18 protein-coding genes and 1 pseudogene are annotated in these 21,909 nt (G+C 75.2%); 7 read left to right on the top strand and 12 right to left on the bottom strand.

The annotated features are described in order from the left end of the window. The 10 genes and pseudogenes from ACFQ8Y_RS18945 to ACFQ8Y_RS18900 all read right to left on the bottom strand — a co-directional run. Window positions 1–525, bottom strand: a pseudogene (locus ACFQ8Y_RS18945) (hypothetical protein); the annotation flags it as partial. Further along, on the bottom strand, window positions 518–1,090 hold the full coding sequence (gene nadD / locus ACFQ8Y_RS18940) for a nicotinate-nucleotide adenylyltransferase (RefSeq protein ID WP_430550379.1): 573 nt from the start codon (window positions 1,088–1,090) through the stop codon (window positions 518–520). The gene nadD and the pseudogene ACFQ8Y_RS18945, both read right to left, overlap by 8 nt. 64 nt (window positions 1,091–1,154) lie before the next feature. Beyond that, window positions 1,155–1,307 carry a hypothetical protein gene (locus ACFQ8Y_RS18935; RefSeq protein WP_429764031.1) on the bottom strand — a complete coding sequence of 51 codons (153 nt, stop codon included), beginning with the start codon at window positions 1,305–1,307 and terminating at the stop codon, window positions 1,155–1,157. 61 nt (window positions 1,308–1,368) lie between these two features. Continuing rightward, window positions 1,369–2,697 carry a glutamate-5-semialdehyde dehydrogenase gene (locus ACFQ8Y_RS18930; protein WP_430586427.1) on the bottom strand — a complete coding sequence of 443 codons (1,329 nt, stop codon included), beginning with the start codon at window positions 2,695–2,697 and terminating at the stop codon, window positions 1,369–1,371. A 43-nt stretch (window positions 2,698–2,740) separates the two neighbouring features. Beyond that, the gene (locus ACFQ8Y_RS18925) at window positions 2,741–4,210 is read right to left on the bottom strand and encodes a hypothetical protein (RefSeq protein WP_430586426.1); all 1,470 of its coding nucleotides are present in this window, start codon (window positions 4,208–4,210) and stop codon (window positions 2,741–2,743) included. A gap of 81 nt (window positions 4,211–4,291) precedes the next feature. After that, window positions 4,292–5,422 carry a glutamate 5-kinase gene (gene proB, locus ACFQ8Y_RS18920; protein ID WP_430565174.1) on the bottom strand — a complete coding sequence of 377 codons (1,131 nt, stop codon included), beginning with the start codon at window positions 5,420–5,422 and terminating at the stop codon, window positions 4,292–4,294. Between the two features lie 25 nt (window positions 5,423–5,447). Beyond that, the gene (obgE, locus tag ACFQ8Y_RS18915) at window positions 5,448–6,965 is read right to left on the bottom strand and encodes a GTPase ObgE (RefSeq protein ID WP_430550176.1); all 1,518 of its coding nucleotides are present in this window, start codon (window positions 6,963–6,965) and stop codon (window positions 5,448–5,450) included. A 94-nt stretch (window positions 6,966–7,059) separates the two neighbouring features. Continuing rightward, complete coding sequence (rpmA, locus tag ACFQ8Y_RS18910; RefSeq protein WP_430550177.1) at window positions 7,060–7,317, bottom strand: 50S ribosomal protein L27; 258 nt, start codon at window positions 7,315–7,317, stop codon at window positions 7,060–7,062. Window positions 7,318–7,401: 84 nt separating this feature from the next. Next, complete coding sequence (rplU, locus tag ACFQ8Y_RS18905; RefSeq protein WP_430586428.1) at window positions 7,402–7,710, bottom strand: 50S ribosomal protein L21; 309 nt, start codon at window positions 7,708–7,710, stop codon at window positions 7,402–7,404. Between the two features lie 222 nt (window positions 7,711–7,932). Then, a complete protein-coding gene (locus ACFQ8Y_RS18900; RefSeq protein WP_429732001.1) occupies window positions 7,933–8,142 on the bottom strand; it encodes a dodecin family protein in 210 nt (69 codons plus the stop codon). A gap of 139 nt (window positions 8,143–8,281) precedes the next feature. On the opposite strand from ACFQ8Y_RS18900, the gene ACFQ8Y_RS18895 reads away from it, so the two are divergent. The 3 genes from ACFQ8Y_RS18895 (at window position 8,282) to ACFQ8Y_RS18885 (ending at window position 11,135) form a co-directional block, all read left to right on the top strand. Then, window positions 8,282–8,905: a protein-L-isoaspartate O-methyltransferase gene (locus ACFQ8Y_RS18895; protein ID WP_430586425.1), complete on the top strand. Its 624-nt coding sequence runs from the start codon at window positions 8,282–8,284 to the stop codon at window positions 8,903–8,905. A 236-nt stretch (window positions 8,906–9,141) separates the two neighbouring features. Further along, a complete protein-coding gene (locus ACFQ8Y_RS18890; RefSeq protein WP_430586424.1) occupies window positions 9,142–9,939 on the top strand; it encodes an inositol monophosphatase family protein in 798 nt (265 codons plus the stop codon). Between the two features lie 92 nt (window positions 9,940–10,031). Further along, window positions 10,032–11,135 (top strand): fatty acid desaturase family protein, encoded by a 1,104-nt coding sequence (locus ACFQ8Y_RS18885; protein ID WP_430586423.1) that lies wholly within the window; start codon window positions 10,032–10,034, stop codon window positions 11,133–11,135. 30 nt (window positions 11,136–11,165) lie between these two features. On the opposite strand, the gene ACFQ8Y_RS18880 is transcribed toward ACFQ8Y_RS18885, so the two are convergent. Together ACFQ8Y_RS18880 and ACFQ8Y_RS18875 are read right to left on the bottom strand one after the other, a co-directional pair. Next, window positions 11,166–11,744, bottom strand: a complete 579-nt coding sequence (locus ACFQ8Y_RS18880) for a thymidine kinase (protein ID WP_430586422.1) — start codon at window positions 11,742–11,744, stop codon at window positions 11,166–11,168. Window positions 11,745–11,850: 106 nt separating this feature from the next. Continuing rightward, window positions 11,851–15,312: an Rne/Rng family ribonuclease gene (locus tag ACFQ8Y_RS18875; RefSeq protein ID WP_430586421.1), complete on the bottom strand. Its 3,462-nt coding sequence runs from the start codon at window positions 15,310–15,312 to the stop codon at window positions 11,851–11,853. A gap of 452 nt (window positions 15,313–15,764) precedes the next feature. Here ACFQ8Y_RS18875 and ACFQ8Y_RS18870 point away from each other — a divergent pair, with 452 nt between their 5' ends. Genes ACFQ8Y_RS18870 through cydC form a run of 4 tightly spaced genes read left to right on the top strand, consistent with a single transcriptional unit; the run spans window position 15,765 to window position 21,905 of the window. Further along, entirely contained in the window at window positions 15,765–17,264 is a 1,500-nt protein-coding gene (locus ACFQ8Y_RS18870; protein ID WP_430586420.1) for a cytochrome ubiquinol oxidase subunit I, read from the top strand. Window positions 17,265–17,294: 30 nt separating this feature from the next. Continuing rightward, window positions 17,295–18,344, top strand: a complete 1,050-nt coding sequence (cydB, locus tag ACFQ8Y_RS18865; protein WP_430550185.1) for a cytochrome d ubiquinol oxidase subunit II — start codon at window positions 17,295–17,297, stop codon at window positions 18,342–18,344. Between the two features lie 52 nt (window positions 18,345–18,396). Next, on the top strand, window positions 18,397–20,157 hold the full coding sequence (cydD, locus tag ACFQ8Y_RS18860) for a thiol reductant ABC exporter subunit CydD (protein WP_430586419.1): 1,761 nt from the start codon (window positions 18,397–18,399) through the stop codon (window positions 20,155–20,157). Continuing rightward, window positions 20,154–21,905, top strand: coding sequence for a thiol reductant ABC exporter subunit CydC (gene cydC / locus ACFQ8Y_RS18855; RefSeq protein WP_430586418.1), 1,752 nt, complete (start codon window positions 20,154–20,156; stop codon window positions 21,903–21,905). Before cydD ends, cydC begins: the two co-directional genes overlap by 4 nt. Window positions 21,906–21,909: the final 4 nt, after the last annotated feature.

Genomic DNA, 21,909 nt, shown 5'->3' with positions numbered 1-21,909 from the left:
GGCCGGGGGCGCGGCGCTCGCCGGTGCGGCCAGCGGCGGCAGCCCGAGCCCGGTGGCGCCGGCCGGGGCGGCACCCTGGTCGCGGCGGGTCGAGGGGCGCGCGGGCGGCGCGGTCGGGGCGCCGGCCGGCGGCGCGGGGCGCACCGGGGGCGTCGGGGCGACGGCGCGCGACATCTCGCCGGTGGGGCGCTGGATCGGGGCCAGGCGACCGGTCTCGTCCAGCCCGCGCACCCCGGCGGAGGTGGACGGCGGCCGCACCATCGGCGCGGGGGCCGGGGCGGCGGGCGCCGGGCTCTGCTCGCGGAGCGAGCGCCGGGACGGCGCGCTGGTCGCCGGCGCGGAGAAGCGCGGCGCGGGCGCCTGCCCGGGGGGCGGGGCGTACGGCGACCTCGCCGCGGCGGGCGCGCCGTACTCCGGCCCGGACGGCGCCGGCGGACCGGCGTTCGCCTGCGCGGCGGCGGCGGCCTGCTCCCGCTCGCGGATCTCGCGGCGGGTCAGCGGGCGGGACGGGTTGTTGTCACTCATCGAGACCTCGATACAGACCGTGCTTGGCGATGTACTGGACCACGCCGTCCGGCACCAGGTACCACACCGGTTGGCCGGCCTGCGCCCGGCGACGGCAGTCGCTCGACGAGATCGCCAGCGCCGGGACCTCCAGCGTCGTGACCCCGTCGTGGGGCAGGCCGTCCACCATGAGCTGGTGCCCCGGCCGCGTGACAGCCACGAAGTGTGCCATCTCCCACAGGAGCGCGGCATCCTTCCAGGTCAGGATCTGCTCGATCGCGTCGGCGCCGCTGATGAAGAACAGGTCGGCGTCGGGTCGTTGCTCGTGCAGGTCCCGCAGCGTGTCGACGGTGTAGGTGAGCCCCGGACGGTCGATGTCGACCCGGCTCACCGTGAACCGGGGGTTCGACGCCGTCGCGATCACCGTCATCAGGTAGCGGTGCTCGGCCGGGGACACCTGCTGGTGCTGCTTGAAGGTCGGCTTGCCCGTGGGCACGAAGACGACCTCGTCGAGGTCGAGCAGTGCCGCCGCCTCGCTGGCGGCGACCAGGTGCCCGTGGTGGATGGGGTCGAAGGTGCCGCCCATCACGCCCAGGCGCGGACGGCGCGGCTGCGACGACGGCTCGTTCACGCTGACCGGACGGGGGCCGTCAGTGGTGGCGGTTGGACACGTTGCGGAAGGCGTACGTCACCACGAGCGCGGCGACCAGGCCACCGAACGCGAGGAGACCCATCGCGATCGGGGAGATGGTCTCGGCGTGCTCGGCGGCCTCCTGGGCCACCTGGACGGCGGTGTGCAGCACGGGTTCCTCCTGTGCGTGGGTGTGCGACGGGTCGCTTCGGGCAGGTTCGGGGGTCAGTCTCTCACGCGGGCCGGACGTGCCCGTCGCCGTGCACGACCCACTTGGTGGTCGTGAGCTCGGCCAGGCCCATGGGCCCGCGCGCGTGCAGCTTCTGCGTGGAGATGCCGATCTCGGCGCCCAGGCCCAGCTCGCCGCCGTCGGTGAAGCGCGTCGAGGCGTTCACCATGACGGCGGCCGAGTCGACCTCGGCGACGAAGCGCTCGGAGGCGGCCAGGTCGCGGGTGAGGATCGCCTCGGTGTGCCCCGACGACCAGGTGCGGATGTGCTCGATCGCGTCGTCGAGCGAGTCCACGACCCGGACGGCGAGCTCGAGGGCGAGGTACTCGGTGGCCCAGTCCGCGTCGGTCGCGGGGAGCGCCTCCACCGACTCGGGCGCCAGGGCCACCGCGCGCGCGTCGCCGTGCAGCACCACGCCCGCCCCGCCGAGCGCCGCGAGCGCCGCGGGGAGGAAGGCCTCGGCGGCGTCGGCGTGCACCAGCAGCGTCTCGGCCGCGTTGCACACCCCGACCCGCTGCGTCTTGGCGTTCATGACGATCTCGACGGCGTTCGCGACGTCGGCCGTGGCGTCCACGTACACGTGCACGTTGCCGACGCCGGTCTCGATGACCGGCACGGTCGACGACTCGACGACCGTGCGGATGAGGTCGGCCCCGCCGCGCGGGACGAGCACGTCGACCAGCCCCCGCGCCTGCATGAGCGCGACGCCGCCGGGGCGCCCGTACGCGTCGATGGTCTGCACGAGGTCGGCGGGCAGGCCCTGGGCCTCCAGCGCACGGCGCAGCACGTCGACGACCACCGCGTTGGACGACGCCGCAGCGCTGCCGCCGCGCAGGATCACCGCGTTGCCGGACTTCAGCGCGAGGCCCGCGGCGTCGACCGTGACGTTGGGCCGCGCCTCGTAGATCATGCCGACCACGCCCATCGGCACGCGCAGCTGGCGCAGGCGCAGGCCGTTCGGCAGCGTCTGGCCGCGCACCACCTCGCCGACCGGGTCCGGCAGGCCGGCGAGCTCGCGCAGCGCGCCGGCGATGGCGCCGATCCGCGCCGGCGTGAGCGCCAGCCGGTCGAGCAGCCCGTCGCTCAGGCCGCGCTCCCGCCCGCGGGCGAGGTCGTCGGCGTTCGCCGTGACGATCTCGCCGGCCGCGGCCTCGAGCGCGTCGGCCAGCGCGTGCAGCGCGGCGTCCTTCGTGGCCCTGGTGGCGGTCGCGAGCGTCCGCGACGCGACCTGGGACCGCCGCGCGACGTCGCGCACGGCGGCCGTGACGTCGTCGCCCGAGGTGCCGGCTCCCGAGCCGCCCGCGGTCAGGTCCTCGGTGAGGGTCGTGGTCATCCCCCGAGAGTACGACGGTGGCGCGCGCGGCGGCAGGCCCCTCTCACCAGGAGGGACGGGACGCGGGCGGCGGCACGAACCGGGTGAACGCCGGGGCGTGGTCGACGGTCTGCTGGGTGACCACCTCGAACGTGGCGCGGTAGTCCGGGCCGAGCGCGTCCGCCGCGCGGTCCAGCGTCCGCGGGGCGAGCGAGGGCCACCGGCCGGTGTCGACGCGCCGCTTCAGCGTGCGCAGGGCGACGAGCTCCTCCCCCAGGCTCACGGACAGGTGCGCCCCCCGCTCGACGTACAGGCTCCGGAACCGGTCCGGGTGGCCGACCTCGGCCACGCGCCGGGCGAAGGACCGCTCTGCCGACGGCGGTGCGCCGCCGTCGCCGGTCGTGTGCAGGGTGAGCACCGGCGACGGCGTCGTGCCCTCCGGCCGGTGGGCCACCATCGCCGCCCGGGCGGCCGGGTCCGCCACGATCGGGACGGCCGACTCCAGTGCGGCCAGGTCCGCGCGCAGGTCGAGCCCTGCCGCGGCGTACGCCGCCCGCACGCCGGCGCCGTCGCCGGACCGCGCGAGCCGCGCCCGCAGCCGGGTGAGGTCGGTGCTGCTGGGGTTGCCGCCCAGCGTCTCCTCGAGGTGCACCCGGGCGCTCGGCCCCAGGCCCAGCGTGTACGCCCCGACCAGCCACTGGGCCTGCCCCCGGGCCCACGCCTCGGCGCCCTCGGGGCGCGGCTCGTTCATCCAGTACCACCCGGTCACGGTGTTGAGGGAGGCGATGAGCGAGATCCGCGCCCGCCCCTCGGGCGACTCCGCCGCCGTGGTGAGGGCGGCGACCAGGGCGTCGCGGCTGGCCTGCGGGTCCGCCGCGTCCACGAGCTCGATCGGGTTGCCGTGCGCGTCGGTGCCGTCGGTGAGCAGCACGCGGGTCGCGAGGTTCATGTCGAGGATCGCGTCGAGCTGGCCCACCCAGTCCAGGACGCCGCCGACGGTGAGCACGCCGTCGATCCGGTCGGGCTCCGCCTCGGCGTGCTTCACCGCCGTGACGGCCCCCATCGACTGCCCGTAGGTGAGGGTGCGGTCCGGCTCGCCCACGGTCGCCTCGAACCAGTCGAGCAGCCGCGACTGGTCCGCCACGGCCGTGGGCACGGTGAAGTCGAGGCCATCGCCCTGGAAGAGCGAGCCCGCGAGGGCGTACCCGTGGTCGGTGAGCGTCTCCTCGCTCAGCTCCTGGTTGCCCAGCAGGTGCGGCGCGGGGAAGCCTCCGAAGAACTCGGACGGGTAGTGCCCGTGGCTGAACAGCAGCAGGGTGCCGTTCCAGTCGTCCGGGACCAGCACGCGGTAGCGCGCCCCGGCCAGCTCGCCGGTGTACTCCGTCGGGTCCCGGTCGGACGCCGCGGCCGACGGCCCGACGACGAGGGCTGCCGCGACGGCGACGGCGGTGAGCGCCGCCGCCAGGGCGCGGCCGGCGGCGTGCGTGGGGGCGTGGTCGAGGGCGTGGTCGGGGGCGTGGAGATGACGGCGCATGCCGGCCTCCTGTGTCGGTGGCGGGTCGTGACGCGCCCGGTGCGCGCCCGTGCCCCTACCGACGCCCGTGGGCCGGCGAACTCATCGCCGGTGCTCGAGCACCAGGTCGTCGCGGTGCACGACCTCGCGGTCGTACCCCTCCCCGAGCTCGGCCCGCAGGTCGAACGTCGAGCGGCCCAGCAGGCCCGGGAGCTCGCCGGAGTCGAACGCGACGAGCCCGCGCGCCACGACCGCGCCGTCCGGCGCGACCAGCTCCACCGGGTCGCCCGCCTCGAACGTCCCCTCGACGCGCGTGACGCCCGCGGGCAGCAGCGACGCGCGGCCACCGAGCACCGCCCGCGCCGCGCCGTCGTCGAGGTGGAGCCTGCCGTGCGCCTGGGCCGCGTGCGCGATCCACAGCCGGCGCGCCGTCGTGCGCCGGCCGGTGACCGCGAAGAACGTGCCGACGTCCTCGCCCGCCAGCGCGGCCGCGACGTTCCGCGCGCTGGTCAGCACGACCGGCACGCCGGCGCCGGTCGCGATCCGGGCCGACTCGAGCTTGGTGACCATGCCGCCCGTGCCGACCGCGCTCCCCCGCGCGGTGACCTCGACCCCGGAGAGGTCCGCCAGGTCCGCCACGTGCGGGATGCGCCGGGCGCCGGGGCGCGACGGGGGCGCGTCGTGCAGGCCGTCCACGTCGGTGAGCAGCACCATCGCGTCGGCGCGCACGAGGTGCGAGACGAGGGCCGCGAGGCGGTCGTTGTCGCCGAAGGTCAGCTCGTCGGTGGTCACGGCGTCGTTCTCGTTGACGACCGGCACGACGCCGAGCGCGAGCAGCCGCTCCAGGGAGCGCTGCGCGTTGCGGTACCGCGACCGCCGCACCGTGTCCTCCGCGGTGAGCAGCACCTGCCCGATCTGCAGCCCATGCGCGGCGAACGCCTCGGTGTACCGGGCCACCAGCTGACCCTGGCCCAGCATGGCCGCGGCCTGCATGGTGGCGACGTCGCGGGGCCGGGCGCTCAGGCCGAGCGGCCCGATGCCGGCCGCGATCGCGCCGGAGGAGACGAGCACCACCTGGGCGCCGCCCGCCACCCGCGCCGCCAGCACGTCGACGAGCGCACGCAGCGCCGCCAGGTCCAGGTGCCCGTCCGGGCCGGTGAGCGACGACGAACCGATCTTGACGACGACGCGGCGGGCGTCCGGCAGGCTGGTGCGGGAGGTGGCGGCGTTCACCCGTGCATTCTCGCCGGATCGGCGGTCAGTCGTCGTCGGGGTCCGTCCAGTGACCCGACTGGCGCTCCGTCCACAGCTCGCGGCGCGCCTCGGTCTTGGCGTCCATGCGCTCCTGGTGCTCGCGGCGCTTGTCACCGCGGGTCGGGCGGTCGCTCTCGTCGAGGCGCAGGTCGGTGCCGCGCGCGCCCAGCAGCTCCGGGCCGGTGGAGAGCGTGGGCTCCCAGTCGAAGACGACGGCGTTCGTGGGGTCGCCGATGCGCACCTCGTCGCCCGCGACGGCGCCGGCCTTGAGGAGCCGGTCCTCGACGCCCAGCTTGGCGAGCCGGTCGGCGAGGAAGCCGACGGCCTCGTCGTTGTTGAAGTCGGTCTGCCGCACCCAGCGCTCGGGCTTGGAGCCGCGCACCTCGTAGTAGACGCCCTCGTGCTCCCGCTTGGCCGTCACGGTGAAGCCCGCCTCGTCGACGGCGCGCGGGCGCAGCACGACGCGCGTCGGCTCCGGCGCGGGGGCGGCCGCACGGGCGCGCTCCACGAGCTCGCCCAGCGCGAAGGTGAGCGGCCGCAGCCCCTCGTGGCTGGCGGTGGACACCTCGAAGACCCGCAGGCCGCGTGCCTCGAGGTCGGGGCGCACCAGCTCGGCGAGCTCGCGGGCCTCGGGGACGTCGATCTTGTTGAGGACGACGAGGCGCGGGCGCTCGGTGAGCGGCACCCGGCCGCCCTCGATGCCGAGGTCGCCGGCGTACGCCGCCAGCTCGGCCTCGATGACGTCCAGGTCGCTGAGCGGGTCCCGGCCCGGCTCGAGGGTGGCGCAGTCGAGCACGTGCACCAGCACGGCGGTGCGCTCGACGTGGCGCAGGAACTCCAGCCCGAGCCCCTTGCCCTCGCTGGCTCCGGGGATGAGGCCGGGGACGTCGGCCACGGTGTAACGGGTGTCGCCCGCCTGCACGACGCCGAGGTTGGGGATGAGCGTCGTGAACGGGTAGTCCGCGATCTTGGGCCGCGCGGCGGAGATCGCCGCGACCAGCGAGGACTTGCCGGCGCTCGGGTACCCGACGAGGGCGACGTCGGCGATCGACTTGAGCTCGAGGACGACCTCGTGCTCCTCCCCCGGCTCGCCGAGGAGCGCGAAGCCCGGGGCCTTGCGCCTCGGGGACGCCAGCGCGCGGTTGCCCAGCCCGCCGCGGCCACCCTGCGCGACGACGTACTCCGCGCCCGCGCCCACCAGGTCGGCGAGCACGTTCCCGTCGCGGTCCTTGACGACGGTGCCGTCGGGGACGGCGAGCACGAGGTCGCCGCCGTTGGCGCCGTCGCGGTCGTCGCCCATGCCCTGCGTGCCGCTGGTCGCGCGGCGGTGCGGGGAGTGGTGGTACTCGAGCAGCGTCGTCGTCTGCGGGTCCACGACGAGCTTCACGGTGCCGCCGTCGCCGCCGTTGCCGCCGTCGGGCCCCGCGAGGGGCTTGAACTTCTCGCGGCGGATCGACGCGACGCCGTGGCCGCCGTCACCGCCCACGGCGTGCAGCACCACGCGATCGACGAAGCTGGCCATGGTCAGATCCTCTCAGGCAAAGCGACGAGGGGCGCACCGCGACGGTGCGCCCCTCGTCGTCGACTCGGGTGGGAGCCGGGGAAGTGTGTGCGGCTCAGACCTCGGCCGCGACGATGTCGATGACCTTGCGGCCACGACGCGTCGCGAAGGCCACCGAGCCGGCGGTCAGCGCGAACAGCGTGTCGTCGCCGCCACGGCCGACGTTGTCGCCGGGGTGGAAGTGGGTGCCGCGCTGGCGGACGATGATCTCGCCCGCCTTGACGACCTGGCCGCCGTAGCGCTTGACGCCGAGGCGCTGGGAGTTCGAGTCACGACCGTTGCGCGAGGAGCTCGCGCCCTTCTTGTGTGCCATCTGTCAGACCTGCTTTCTGCGAAGAACGAGGGGATCAGTGCCGCGGGCCGTGCTGCGGGGTGTCGCGCTCGGCCCGGCGGTGAGTCACTTGATGCCGGTGACCTTGAGGCGGGTCAGCGACTGGCGGTGACCCTGGCGCTTGCGGTAACCGGTCTTGTTCTTGTACTTGAGGATCATGATCTTGGGACCCTTCTCGTCCCGCACGACCTCGGCGGTGACCTTGACCTTCGCCAGCTTCGCGGCGTCGGTGGTCACCTTCTCCCCGTCCACCAGAAGCAGAGCGGGCAGCTCCACCGTGTCACCGGCCTGGGCCTTGAGGCGGTCCATGACGACGATGTCCCCGACGGACACCTTCTCCTGACGGCCACCGGCCTTGACGATCGCGTACACCACGTTGCTGCTCATCTCTCCTGGTCTGGGCATGTCGCACGACGTTCTTCACCGACTTGGTCTGCAACTCGGCCCGCCGCGGCGGTCGAGTGCGGTGCGTCGTGGACACACGGGACTGGCACGCCACAGGCGCGCCGACGTCCAAGACTACGTCACGGCGCCGATCGGTTCAAACGTCCTCCCCCGCCGGCGGCCGTGACGTACCCCACCTCGCGAACGCTCCGCTCAGCCCTCGAGCACGAACGTCACCTGCAGGTCCACCTGCCACGCGACGATCGCGCCGTCCGACACCTCCACCTTCTGCTCCTTGACCCAGGCGCCGGTGATGTGGCGGACCGTCTGGCCCGCCCGCTCGAGGCCGACGCGGATCGCGTCCTCGAAGCTCGTGTCCGAGCGGGCCGTGATCTCCGTGACGCGCGCGACCGTGCCTGCCATGTCGTCCTCCGATCTCGGGCGGCCGACGTCCGTCGCCGACCGTCCCTCCGATCGTCGCCCCGGCCGGGTCCGCTCGCCCGGCGTCGCTCGCCCGGCGTCCCGCCCGGTGTCCGGACCGCTCCGGGGCGACGATGGGGACATGACCGGGCGGACCGGAGCGCCAGACCTGCCGACCGGGGCCGGAGGCGTCGACGACGCGGTGACGGCCGCGCTGCGCGCCGTCGACCGGCGCGGCTTCCTGCCCCGCGCCAGGGCCCGCTGGGCCGAGGCGGACAGCCCCGTCGAGATCGGGCACGGCCAGACGTGCTCGCAGCCGTCGACCGTCGCGGCGATGCTCCGGCTCCTCGACGTGCCCGTCGGCGCGGACGTGCTCGACGTCGGGTCCGGCTCCGGCTGGACGACGGCGCTGCTCGCCCGCCTCGTCGGACCCACCGGGTCGGTGCTGGGGCTCGAGCGGCACGCGGACCTCGCCGTCTGGGGCGCGGCCAACGTGCGACGGACCGGCATGGCCTGGGCCCGGGTGGCCCGAGCCGTCCCCGGACGCCTCGGCGCCCCGCGCGCCGGCGGGTGGTCCCGCGTGCTGGTGTCCGCCGCGCCCGCACGGCTGCCCCCGGAGCTGGTCGACCAGGTCGCCCGCGGCGGCCGGATGGTGATCCCCGTGCGGCACGTGATGGTGCTCGTCACCCGGGACGAGCGCGGCGAGGTCCGCACCTCCGAGCACGGGACCTACTCGTTCGTGCCGCTCGTGGAGGACCGGGCCTGACCTCGGACCTCCACGAGCGGGACGCGTGCCCGTGCTCGATGTCCTCGCCGACCCCTTGTCGGCCGACGCGGCCTGGGCCGGGGCCACCGTGAGGCCGGTGGCCACGACGGCCCCCGCGAGGGTCGCGGCGACCTTGCGCTTCATCCCTGTCCTGTCCGACGTCCTGCTGCGCGCCGAAGGAGACTCCGCAGCATGGCGACGGCCGGCGAGGATGAACGTCTGCCATGCTCGGCGTCGTGAGCGACACCCACGTGGCGGTCGAGGCCGCCCTGGCGGGCGCGACCGAGGTCGCCGACGCCTTCCGACGCCCCGTGACCCGCCACGCGAAGGTGGGGCTGGACTTCGCCACCGACACCGACGTCGCCGCCGAGCAGGCGGTGCGCGCCGTCCTCGCCGCGGCCCGGCCCGGCGACGCCGTCGTCGGCGAGGAGCTCGGCACGTCGGGAGGCGACGCCGCCCGGCGCTGGTACGTCGACCCACTGTGCGGCACGCTCAACTTCGCCGCCGGCGTCCCGTCGTTCGGCGTCAACGTCGCCCTCGTGGAACGGCGCGACGGGATCGAACGGGTCCTGGCCGCGGCCGTCGCGGACCCCCTCACCCGCGAGGTGGTGTGGACCGACGGCGTGCGCACCCGCGTGCGGGACGCGGCCGGCTCCCCCGAGGTCGACGCCTCCCCCACCCCCGTGACCCGCCTCGTGAACGTGGACGTCGACAACGGCGGGGCGACGCCGGCGCTCGTCGCCGACGCCGGGCTGCGCGCGTCCTGGGCCGTCCGGGTCGCGTCCAGCTCGCTCGCGCTCGCCTGGGTGGCCGCGGGTCGCCACGCCGCCTACGTGACCGGGGCCGGCGTCGCCGGCAGCGTCCACTTCCTGCCCGGTGTCGCCCTGTGCGAGGCGGCCGGATGCGTCGTCACGGATCTCGACGGCGGTCCCGTGCACGGCGGGCGCGGGATCCTCGCGGCCGCGGACGCCGCGACCGCGCGACAGGTGCTCGACAGGCTCCGCGCGCTCCGGGGGACATCCCCCTTGTCCTGAGCCTACGGTTCCGTAGGCTCGGGGCATCCGCGCGACCGAGCGACCGCTCACACCTCGGCTGGGAAGTCGACCCCGACCCCTGCGAGGCACGCATGCCCCCAGTCGTCCCGGCCGTACTCGACAGCTCCGCCGCCCCGCGCGACGGTGCCGCCGCGAAGTTCACCAGCACGTACGGTGCCCTGTCCCGGGAGGTGCGCGACGCCGGGCTGCTGAGCCGGGCGTACGGCTACTACCTCGTCAACGGGCTGGTCCTCCTCCTGGCGCTCGGCGGCGTCGCGACCGGGTTCGTCCTGCTGGGCGACTCGTGGTTCCAGCTCCTGATCGCGGCAGCGCTCGGGGTCGTGCTCACGCAGCTGGCGTTCCTCACGCACGAGACGGCGCACCGGCAGGTCTTCGCGTCCGGGCCGCTCAACGACCGCGTCGGCCGCATCCTGGCGAACGCCGTGGTCGGTATCAGCTACTCGTGGTGGATGACGAAGCACACCCGCCACCACGCCAACCCCAACCAGGTGGGCAAGGACCCCGACGTCGCCCCCGGCGTCATCTCGTTCACCGCGGAGGCGGCCGCCGACCACCACGGGTTCCTGGGCGCGATCACGCGCCGCCAGGGGTGGCTGTTCTTCCCCCTCCTCACCCTCGAGGGGCTCAACCTGCACGTGACCGCCGTGCGTTCGCTGCTGACCGGCCCGCCCGAGGACCGCGCGTCCCGCCGACGCGAGCTCGTGACGATCCTGGTGCGCCTCACCGTCTACGTGGCGGTCGTCCTGTGGTGGCTGCCCCTGGGCCTCGGGTTCGCCTTCCTCGGCGTGCAGCTCGCCGTGTTCGGCGTCTACATGGGTGCGACGTTCGCGCCCAACCACAAGGGCATGACGATGATCCCCGAGGGCAGCAAGATCGACTTCCTGTCGAAGCAGGTGCTCACGTCGCGCAACGTGCGTGGGGGCGCCTGGATGAGCGTCCTGATGGGCGGCCTCAACCTCCAGATCGAGCACCACCTGTTCCCGAGCATGCCGCGTCCCCACCTGGCGCGCGCCCGGCTGATCGTCCGGGAGCACTGCGCGCGGCTCGGGATGCCGTACACCGAGACCTCGCTGCCGCGCTCTTACGCGATCGTCGTGCGCTACCTCAACGAGGTCGGGCTGGCCGCCCGCGACCCGTTCGACTGCCCGATGCGCCAGCAGCTCGGGCGCCGCTGACCGTCGGGCGGCGCGGCGGCGTCCCCCTTGTCAGCCGGCGCGGTGCTGTCGGCAGCGCGCCTCGTACGACTCGGACCCGCCCACGTGCCCCGACGTCGGGGTCAGCGCGTCGTCGTCGGTCGGCGCCTGTTCGATCCGGACGTGGAACGCCGCGTCGCGACCGCAGACCGCGCACACCGCGGTGAGCTTGGTGACCGACTCGGCGACCGCCATCAGCTCGGGCAGCGGCGCGAACGCCCGGCCGTCGAACGTCACGGACAGCCCGGCCACCACCACGACGAGTCCCGCGTCGGCCAGCGCCGTCGCGACGTCCACGAGGTCGGGGCCGAAGAACTGCGCCTCGTCGACCGCCACCAGCTCCGTGCCCGCCGTGACGAGCCCCGGGATCTCCTCGGCGTGCCGCACGTTGCGCGAGGGCACCTCCAGCCCGGAGTGGGACGCCACCCGGCCCGGCCCGCTGCGCGTGTCGAGCTCGTGCGCGACGACGAGCACGCCCCGGCGTGCCACCTGCGCGCGGTGCACCCGGCGCACCAGCTCCTCCGTCTTGCCGGCGAACATCGGGCCGGCGATCACCTCGAGCCGTCCACCGCTGCGGTCGTCCCCCGTCATGGCCCGAGCATGACACGCCGAGGTCGAAGCGAAGGGCCCGAGGTCGATGTCCTGGACATCGACCTCGGGCCCTCGCCTCGACCTCGCGGTCAGGTCACTCGGTAGGTCATTCGGTGCCGGTCACTCCCGCGGCCGCAGCCTCCCCAGCACCCGACTGAGCAGGCTTCGGGGCTCCGGCTCCTTTCCGCGCGCGGCGCGGAGCCTTCTTCGCGGGCTTCGTGGCCGCCGCGGGCACGGTGTCGGCCGCGGCCTCGGCCGCCGGCTCCGGCTTCCGCTCGGGCAGATCGATGAGCGTCTCCGGCGCGACGGGCGTCACGGCCGAAGGCTCCACGGGCTCGGGCAGGTCCAAGGGCTCGGGCCGGTCCAGGGGCGCCGGGGCAGCGGTGGCCGGAGCCGCCGCCGGAGCGGCGTCCTTCGCACCGTCCGCGGCCTCGTGCTTGGCCTCGTCCTTGGCCTCGTGCTCGTGCTCGTGGGCGTGCGCCGCGGCGGCCGCGATCGTGGCGAGCGTGGCCTTGACGGCCTCGCGGGCCTCGGAGCGGTCCTCGGGCAGGGTCGGCACCTCGGCTGCGGGCGCCGGGGTCGCCGGCTCGCCCTGCTTGCCGCCGCGCTTGCGGCGCGACCGCTTCGCCCCCTCGCCCTGGTCGCCGTCGTGGTGCTGGTGGGCACCGTTCTTCTCGATCGGCTCGCTGTGCACGATGAACCCACGGCCCTTGCAGTGCTCGCAGGTCTCGGAGAACGCCTCGACCAGGCCCTGGCCCACGCGCTTGCGGGTCATTTGCACGAGACCGAGCGAGGTGACCTCGGCCACCTGGTGCTTGGTGCGGTCGCGGCCCAGGCACTCCACCAGCCGGCGCAGCACGAGGTCGCGGTTCGACTCGAGCACCATGTCGATGAAGTCGATGACGACGATGCCGCCGATGTCGCGCAGCCGCAGCTGGCGCACGATCTCCTCGGCCGCCTCGAGGTTGTTCCGCGTGACGGTCTCCTCGAGCGTGCCGCCCGCGCCGGTGAACTTGCCGGTGTTGACGTCGATGACCGTCATGGCCTCGGTGCGGTCGATGACCAGCGACCCGCCGGACGGCAGCCAGACCTTGCGGTCCATGCCCTTGGCGAGCTGCTCGTCCACGCGGTGCACGGCGAACACGTCGGTGTTCTCGGTCCACTTCGTCACGCGGTCGCGCAGGTCGGGGGCGAGCTCCTCGACGTACTGGGCGATCTCGTCCCACGCGCCCTGGCCCTGGATCTGCAGCGACGAGAAGTCGTCGTTGAAGATGTCGCGGACGACGCGGATCGCGAGGTCGGGCTCGCCCTGCAGCAGCGCCGGGGCGCTGGCCGACGACGACTTCTTCTGGATCGCGGCCCACTGGGCCTCGAGGCGCTCGACGTCGGCGCGCAGCTCCGCCTCGCTCGCGCCCTCGGCGGCGGTGCGCACGATGACGCCCGCGCCCTCGGGCACGACGTCGCGCAGGATCTTCTTGAGCCGGCTGCGCTCGGTGTCGGGCAGCTTGCGGCTGATCCCGGTCATGCCGCCACCCGGCACGAACACCAGGTACCGGCCCGCGAGCGTGACCTGCGAGGTGAGGCGCGCGCCCTTGTGCCCGATCGGGTCCTTCGTGACCTGCACGAGCACGGAGTCGCCCGACTTCAGGGCCTCCTCGATGCGGCGCGGCTGGCCCTCGAGCCCCGCGGCGTCCCAGTTCACCTCGCCGGCGTACAGGACGGCGTTGCGCCCCTTGCCGACGTCGACGAACGCGGCCTCCATGCTGGGCAGCACGTTCTGCACGCGGCCGAGGTAGACGTTGCCCACCATCGACGCCTGCGACTGCTGCGAGACGTAGTGCTCCACGAGCACGCCGTCCTCGAGCACGGCGATCTGCGTGCGGCCGTCGCGCTCGCGCACCACCATCGACCGCGTCACGGACTCGCGGCGTGCGAGGAACTCGGCCTCGGTGATGATCTGGCGGCGGCGGCCGGCGTCGCGACCCTCGCGGCGGCGCTGGCGCTTCGCCTCGAGGCGCGTCGAGCCCTTGAGGGCTGTGACCTCGTCGCGGTCACGGGTACGCGCCACGGCGGCCTCGGCCCGCTCCTGGCGGGTGCCGCGGCGACGGCGACGACGGCGACGGCTCGTGGCGGACTCGCCGCCCTCGTCCTCGCCCTGCTCGTCGGCCTGCTCGTCGGCCTGGTCCTCGCCGCGGCCGTGGTCGTCGACCTCGGTCTCGGCGGGGCGCTCGTCCTCGCCGGCACCCTCGTCGGAACCGTCCTCGTCGTCCAGGTCCTCGCCCTCGGGGCGGCGACCGCCCCGACGGCCGCGTCCACCCCGGCGCCGGCGCCGGCGCGGGCGGATCTCGTCGTCCTCGCCGTCCTCGTCGCTCAGGTCCTCCGGGCCCAGGTCGACGAGCTCGACGCCCTCGGCCACGAGCTCGGACTCGATCGCGCCGACCTCCTCGACCGCGGCGGCCTCGTCCTCGCTGAGCTCGACGTCGGCCACCCGCTCCGTGGACGCCGGCGACCCGACGGGCTCCGCGACCTGGGCGTCGGCGGCGGCGGGCGCCTCGACGGGAGCCTCCGGAGCCACCTGCTCGGCGGGCTCCGCGGCCTTCGCGGCGCGGGTGCCGCGGGTCGCACGGCGCGACCGGGTCCGCGTCGGCTCGTCCTTCGGCGTCTCGACGGCGGGCGCCGGAGCCTTCTCGGGTGCGCTCGTCGCGACCTCGGGCTCGGCCGCGCTCGTCGCCTCCTCGGCCGGCGCGTCGTGCGGGCGCGGCGGGCCGGCGGGGGCCTGCGCGCGGCGGGACCGGCGTGCGGTCGACAGGTCGGGCGCCTGGAACAGCACGGCCGTCGTCGCGAGGCGCGGGGTGGCCGACCCGCCGCCCCGCACGGCCGGCGAGCGCGGCGCGGTCTGCTCGGCGGTCTTCTCCGCGGCCGCCTCAGGCTTGGCCTCCGCGGCAGCGGCCTGCCCGGCGGGCTTCTCGGCGTCCTTCGCCGCGCCGGCGCCCTTCCGGGTGGTGGCCTTCTTGGTCGCCCGCTTCGCGGGCGCCTTCTTCGCGGGGGCGGCCTCCGCGGCGTCGGCCTGCGCGGTCTCCTCGGTGGTCTCGGCGGGGACCTCGTCCTTCGACGCAGCCGTGCGGCGGGCGCGGGTGCGCGTGCCGCCGGACGTGCTGCGGCTCTTGGCCGGCGCGGCCTCGGGCTCGGCGGCAGGAACCTCGTCGGCCGGCTCGGCGGCGACGGGCTCGGTGGTGGCCTCGGTGGTGGCCTCGGGCTCGGTGGCGCGCTGCGCTCCGGTGGTGCGGGTGGCGCGGCGGCGGGAGCGCGCCGGCTTCTCGGCGACCTCGTCGGCCGCACGCCCGGCGGGCCCCTCCGGCAGCACGATGTCGGCAAGCGACGCGGCGCCGCCCGCGGCCGTCTCGGCCTGGGCGTCGGCACGCTCCGGCAGGACCAGGTCGGAGAGGGGGGCGGCCGCGGGGGCGGCGGGCTGCTCGGCCTGCGGGCCCTGGGGTGCGGCGGCGGCCCGGGTGGCGCGACGGCGGGCGGGCTTGCGGGCTGCGGCGTCGGTCGGGTTGTCGGACGTCACGAAAAGCGCTCCAGCTCCGGCGGCCCCGCCCCCACACGTGCGGGCCACCGGTGGTCGTCGTCGGACGCGCGCGCTGCTCAGCGCGCCGGCCGACGGAAGTCTCGGTTCCGGCTGCGGCACCGCGCTCTTCGCGGACGCCCGCCGCCCGGCCTCGTGGCCTGGCGGCGGCATCGCGTGCGGATCGCGAGTGCTGCGAGCTCGTGGGCCGCCCCGGGATGTGGGCCAGGACGGCTTCGCACCAGTATCGCATCCTGCGCGCCCCGCCGCGTGACCCGACGCCGCACGTCGCGGGCGCGACCCGCCCCGGCTTGACTTGTGAAGACCTTCACTACTTAGATCGTGAAAGTCTTCACGAATCCCGTCCCGTGACGACGACAGCGCTGGTCGTGCGCCCGCGCACCGGTGGTCCTACGGTCGAGAGACCGGTCGGACGAACGAGCAAGGAGAACCCCGTGGACGCCCTCGCACTGGCCCGCTGGCAGTTCGCCATCACGACCGTGTACCACTTCATCTTCGTCCCGCTGACCATCGGCCTCGCACCGCTGGTCGCCGGGATGCAGACGGCGTGGGTCGTCACCAAGAAGGAGCGCTGGCTCCGGCTGACCAAGTTCTTCGGCAAGCTCCTGCTGATCAACTTCGCGCTGGGCGTGGTCACCGGCATCTGGCAGGAGTTCCAGTTCGGGATGGCGTGGAGCGAGTACTCCCGCTTCGTCGGCGACGTCTTCGGCGCGCCGCTCGCGATGGAGGCGCTGGCGGCCTTCTTCGTCGAGTCCGTCTTCCTCGGCCTGTGGATCTTCGGCTGGGACCGCGTGTCCAAGAAGGTGCACCTCGCGGCCATCTGGCTGTTCGCGCTCGCGACGAACCTCTCGGCGTTCTTCATCCTCGCGGCGAACTCGTGGATGCAGCACCCCGTGGGCACGATCTACAACGAGGAGACCGGGCGCGCCGAGATGGAGTCCATCGGCGCCGTGCTCACGAACAACACGCTGTGGGCCGCGTTCCCGCACACGATCACGGCCGCGTTCCTCACCGCGGGCACGTTCGTCTGCGGCATCGCCACGTGGTGGATGGTCCGGCTGGTGCGCAGCAAGAAGCCCGAGAACGTCGAGAAGGCGCGCACCGTGTACAGGCCCGCGGTCCTCGTCGGCGTGTGGACCATGATCATCGCCGGCGCCGGGGTGATCTGGTCGGGCGACCTCCAGGGCAAGCTCATGTACGAGCAGCAGCCCGGCAAGATGTCGTCGGCCGAGGCCCTGTGCGAGGGCACCGAGGCCGCCGAGTTCTCCATCCTCGCCGTCGGCCCCCTGTACGCCGGGTGCGAGGACGTGGACCACCTCATCTCCGTGCCGGGCGTCACCAGCTTCCTCGGCACCGGCCACTTCTCGGGTCCCGAGTCCTACCTGCCCGGCGTCTACGACGTGCAGGAGCAGTACACCGAGCGGTACGGCGACGTCACCGCGTCGGGCGAGCCCGTCACGTACACGCCGCCGCTGGCCATCACGTACTGGTCGTTCCGGCTCATGATCGGACTGGCGGTGTTCTCCCTGGCGCTCGCGCTCGCCGCGCTGTGGGCCACCCGCAAGGGCAGGGTGAGCGACAACGTCTGGCTGGGCAGGCTGGGCCTTCTCGCGATCCCCATGCCGTTCCTCGCCTGCTCGTTCGGGTGGATCTTCACGGAGGTGGGCCGCCAGCCGTGGGTGGTGGCGCCCAACCCGACGGGCATCGACCAGGTGCGGCTGCTCACCGAGCGCGGCGTGTCCACGGCGGTGCCGGCGGGCGTGATCCTCACGTCGATGATCGTGCTGACGCTGGTCTACGCGGTGCTCGCCGTCGTCTGGTACCGGCTGATGCACCGGTACGCGGTCGAAGGGGTCCCCGACTCCGTCCGCGACGAGTCGCCGGAGGCGCAGGAGCCCGACGACACCGACCGCCCCCTGTCCTTCGCGTACTGAGCGCCCGACACCGAGAACTGGGAGACCCCCGTGGACCTCGCGATCCTCTGGTTCGTCATCATCGCCGTCCTGTGGACGGGCTACCTCGTGCTCGAGGGCTTCGACTTCGGCGTCGGCATGCTGCTGTCGATCCTGCCGCGCGGCGGCAGGGAGCAGCGCGACAAGGAACGCCGGGTGCTGATCAACACGATCGGCCCGGTGTGGGACGGCAACGAGGTGTGGCTGCTCACCGCGGGCGGCGCCACCTTCGCCGCCTTCCCCGAGTGGTACGCCACGATGTTCTCCGGCTTCTACCTGCCGCTGCTGATCATCCTGCTGGGCCTCATCGCGCGCGGCGTCGCGTTCGAGTACCGCGGCAAGATCTCCGACGCCCGGTGGGCGCGGCGCTGCGACGTCGCCATCCAGTTCGGGTCGTGGATCCCGTCGATCATGTGGGGCGTCGCGTTCGGCAACCTGGTGCGCGGCCTGCTGCTCGACGTCGACCACCAGTACGTGGGCGGCTTCTGGGCGCTGCTCAACCCGTTCGCCCTGCTCGGCGGCCTCACCACGCTGGTGCTCTTCCTTCTGCACGGCAGCGTGTTCGTCGCCCTCAAGACCGACGGCGACGTGCGCGAGCGCGCCGGCCGGCTCGCGTCGGCGCTGTCCGTGGTCGCGCTCGTCGTCGCGGGCGGCTGGGCCGTCTGGGCCCAGGTCGCCTACTCGGCGACGTGGACGTGGGCGGCCGTCGGCGTCGCGGCCCTCGCGCTGGTCGGCGTGGTCGTGGCGGCGCGGGCGCGACGGGAGGGATGGGCGTTCACGCTCTCGGCCGTCGCCATCGCGAGCGCCGTCGTCCTGATCTTCGGCTCCATGTACCCCGACGTGATCCCCGCGCTCGACGGTGGCGAGGCCCTCACGGTGGCGGAGGCCGCCTCGACGCCGTACACGCTCACGGTGATGTCGTGGGTGGCGGTGGTGCTCACGCCGCTCGTCATCGCCTACCAGGCGTGGACGTACTGGATCTTCCGCCGGCGCCTCTCCAGCAAGGACATCCCCGCCCCCGCGGGGCTGTCCTGGCAGAAGATCAAGGACGCGGCCTTCTGACGCGCGCCCCGTCGTCGATACTGACCTTCGTGCCGACCCCTGGCCTGCTCCCGTGAAGCCCCTCGACCCCCGCCTGCTGCGGCGTGCGCGCGCGGCCCGGTGGTACGTCGCCCTCACAGCGGCGCTCGGCGTCGCCGCCGCCGGCGCCGTCGTCCTCCAGGCCTTCGCCATCGCGCACACCCTCGGCCCGGCCGTCACGGCGGGCAGCGCGGGCGCGCCGCTCGCCCTGGCCGACGTCGCGCCGTGGCTCGGGGCGCTCGTCGGCGCGATCGCCGCGCGCGCCGTCATCGCCTGGGCGCAGGAGCGGTACGCGCAGAAGGCGGCGGCCGACGTCGTGGCCGAGCTGCGCGAGCAGGTGGTCGCGCACGCGGTGGCGCTGGGCCCGCGGCCCACCGGGGGCGGCACCGACGGCGAGGGGGCCGCCGCCACGGCCACGCTCGCCACGCGAGGCCTGGACGACCTGGGCCCGTACCTCGTGCGCTACCTGCCCCAGCTGCTCCTCACGGCGATCCTCACCCCCGCGCTGGTGCTGGTCGTCCTCGGGCTGGACTGGGTCTCCGCGCTGATCTGCGTCGTCACCCTGCCGCTCGTGCCGCTGTTCATGTGGCTGGTCGGCGTCATGACCGCGGGCGCCTCCGAGCGCCGGCTGCGCACCATCGAGCGACTGGGGTCGCAGGTGCTCGACCTGCTGGCCGGGCTGCCGACCCTCCGGGCCTTCGGTCGCGAGATCGGGCCCGGCGCCCGCGTGCGATCCCTCGGGGACGCGTCGCGGCGCGCCACCATGGGCACGCTGCGGATCGCGTTCCTGTCCGGGATGGTGCTGGAGCTGCTCACCACGCTGTCGGTCGCGATCGTCGCCGTCGGCGTCGGCCTGCGCCTCGTCGAGGGGATGATCGCCCTGGTGCCCGCCATCGCCGTCCTCGTGCTCGCGCCCGAGGTCTACCTGCCGCTGCGTCGCGTCGGCGCCGAGTTCCACGCGTCCACCGACGGCCTGGCGGCCGCCGATCGGGCCTTCACCCTCCTCGAGCGGCCCGTCCCGGTCGCGGGCACCACCCCCGCGCCGGCCCTCGCCGGCGCGACCCTCGTGCTCGACGGCGTCGGCGTCCGTGCCGGCGACCGCGACGTCCTCGCCCCCGCCGGGCTCACCGCGCGCGTGCCGCTCGGCACCGGCCGCCCCGGCGGCGGCAGGGTCGTCGCGCTGCGCGGGCCGAGCGGCGCGGGAAAGTCCACGACGGCGCTCGTCCTGCTGGGGCTGCTGCGCCCCGACGAGGGCCGGGTGCTCGTCGAGGTTCCGGGCGCCGCCCTCCCGACAGACCTCGGCACCGTCGACCCGGCCACCTGGTGGCCGCAGGTCACGTGGGTGCCGCAGCGCCCCACCCTGGCCCCCGGCACCGTGCGCGACGCCGTCACCGACGGCCGCCCCGTGCCCGCCGACGCCCTGGCGGCGGCCGCGCGGACCACGGGCCTGGACGACGTCGTCGCGGGGCTGCCACAGGGGTGGGACACCCCGGTCGGCCTGGGCGGCACCGGGCTGAGCGTCGGGCAGCGGCAGCGGGTGGCGCTCGCCGCCGCGCTGCTCGACGGCGAGACACCCGGCGACGGCGCTCCCCCGCCCCTCGTGCTGCTCGACGAGCCCACCGCGCACCTGGACGCCCGCGGTGAGCAGGTGGTGCTCGACACCGTGCGCGCGTGGCGCGACGCCGGACGCACGGTCGTCGTCGTCGCGCACCGGGCGTCGCTCCTGGCGCTCGCCGACCAGGTGGTGGACGTCTCCTCGCGCGTCGTCGGGCCGGCCGAGGCGGTGGCGTCGTGAGGCGCGCGACGACCGACCCGCTGCGCCGCGTGCTGCCGATGCTGGAGGTGCGCTGGACCCGCGTGGCGCGCGCCGTCGCGCTCGGCACCCTGGCGCTCGGGTTCTCGGTGGGTCTGGCCGCCGCCGCGGCGTGGCTCATCGCCCGCGCGTCGCAGATGCCGCCCGTGCTGCAGCTCTCGGTGGCCGTCGTCGCCGTCCGCGCCTTCGGCACCGGCCGCGGCGTGCTGCGCTACCTCGAGCGGCTCGCGTCCCACGACGTCGCCCTGCGCGGCATGGCAGCACTGCGGGCCAACCTCTACGACGCGCTGGCCCGGGGGCCCGTGACGCGCGTGATCGCGCTGCGCCGCGGCGACCTGCTCGCCCGCGTCGGCGCCGACGTCGACGCGGTGGGCGACGTCGTCGTGCGGGCGCTGATCCCCGCCGGGGTGGCGGCGTGCGTGGGGCTCGGCTCCGTGGTCCTGGTGGGGGCCTTCCTGCCCGCCGCCGGTGCCACCCTGCTCGGCTGCCTGCTGCTCACGGGCGTGCTGGCGCCGTGGCTGGCGTCCCGCGCGGCGGCGTCGGTCGAGCGGCGGGGCGCCGCGGCGCGGGCCGAGGTGACCGGGCGCGCGCTCGAGCTGCTGGAGGACGGTCAGCAGCTGCGCGTCGCCGGCAGGCTCGACGCCCGGCTCGCCGGCCTGCGCGCCGCCGACGCGCGCCTCACCCGCTCGACCGACGACGGCGCGCGCATCTCCGGCACGTCGGCGGCCATCGACGCGGGGGCGCAGACCCTCGCCGTGCTGTGCTCGCTGCTGCTCGGCCTCCCCGCCGTCGCGGCGGGCACGCTGACTCCCGTCGAGCTCGCGGTCGTCGTGCTCACCCCGCTCGCCGTCTTCGAGGCGACGTCGACGCTGCCCGCCGCCGCCGTCCAGCTGCGCCGGTCGCGGGAGGCCGCGCGGCGGCTCGTCGCCCTCCTCCCCGACCTGTCGGACCCCGAGCCCGGCGGGGCGCCCCCGGTGGGGCAGGCGTCGGACTCGCTGCTGGAGCTCGACGGCGTCGGCGTCGGCTGGGCGGACCGCGCCGTGGTCGAGGGCGTCGACCTCGCGCTGCGCCCCGGCGCCGTCGTCGCCCTGGCCGGGCCGTCCGGCGTGGGCAAGACGACGGTGCTGCTCACGGCGGCGGGCCTGCTGCCGCCACGCGCCGGCGCCGTCCGGACCGACGACGGCGGGGCGCTGTTCGTCGCCGAGGACGGGCACGTGTTCGGCACGACGGTCCTGGAGAACCTCCGTGTCGCCCGGCCGGACGTGACCGCCGACGAGGCCGGCGGCGCGCTCGCCGCCGTCGGCCTGGACGCCTGGCTAGCCGGGCTGCCCGACGGCCTGGACGCGATGCTCGGCCCTGACGGCGCCGACGTCTCCGGCGGCGAGCGCCGACGCCTGCTCGTCGCGAGGGCGCTCCTCGCGCCCGCCCGGGCCCTCCTCGTCGACGAGCCCGCCGAGCACCTCGACGCCGCCACCGCCGACGCGCTGGTCGCGACGCTGGCCGCGCACGCCCGCGGGACCGGGCGCGCGGTCGTCGTCGCGTCGCACCGGCTCACACCGCTCGCGGTCGCGGACGAGGTGCTGCTGCTGGGCGCCGGTCCGGAGGCCGGGGACGCCGCCGCGCGGGTCGTGGCGCGGGGCCCGCACTCCGCGCTGCTGCGCGACGAGCCGGACTACGCGTGGGCGGCCGAGCAGGAACGGGACGAAGAAGCCAGGGTCCTCCCCGGGTGACGAG

The sequence above is a fragment of the Isoptericola sp. NPDC056605 genome, assembly GCF_042792795.1.
Lineage (GTDB): Bacteria > Actinomycetota > Actinomycetes > Actinomycetales > Cellulomonadaceae > Isoptericola.
The sequence above is the reverse complement of the archived record's forward strand: the minus strand, read 5'-3'. Positions and strand labels throughout refer to the sequence as shown.

Excerpts from the sequence above, each read along its gene's own strand:
- ACFQ8Y_RS18885 (WP_430586423.1), top strand. The coding sequence starts at position 10,032 with ATGCCCCCAGTCGTCCCGGCCGTACTCGACAGCTCCGCCGCCCCGCGC.
- ACFQ8Y_RS18930 (WP_430586427.1), bottom strand. The coding sequence starts at position 2,697 with ATGACCACGACCCTCACCGAGGACCTGACCGCGGGCGGCTCGGGAGCC.
- nadD (WP_430550379.1), bottom strand. The coding sequence starts at position 1,090 with ATGGGCGGCACCTTCGACCCCATCCACCACGGGCACCTGGTCGCCGCC.
- ACFQ8Y_RS18880 (WP_430586422.1), bottom strand. The coding sequence starts at position 11,744 with ATGACGGGGGACGACCGCAGCGGTGGACGGCTCGAGGTGATCGCCGGC.
- obgE (WP_430550176.1), bottom strand. The coding sequence starts at position 6,965 with ATGGCCAGCTTCGTCGATCGCGTGGTGCTGCACGCCGTGGGCGGTGAC.
- ACFQ8Y_RS18900 (WP_429732001.1), bottom strand. The coding sequence starts at position 8,142 with ATGGCAGGCACGGTCGCGCGCGTCACGGAGATCACGGCCCGCTCGGAC.
- rpmA (WP_430550177.1), bottom strand. The coding sequence starts at position 7,317 with ATGGCACACAAGAAGGGCGCGAGCTCCTCGCGCAACGGTCGTGACTCG.
- ACFQ8Y_RS18895 (WP_430586425.1), top strand. The coding sequence starts at position 8,282 with ATGACCGGGCGGACCGGAGCGCCAGACCTGCCGACCGGGGCCGGAGGC.
- ACFQ8Y_RS18925 (WP_430586426.1), bottom strand. The coding sequence starts at position 4,210 with ATGCGCCGTCATCTCCACGCCCCCGACCACGCCCTCGACCACGCCCCC.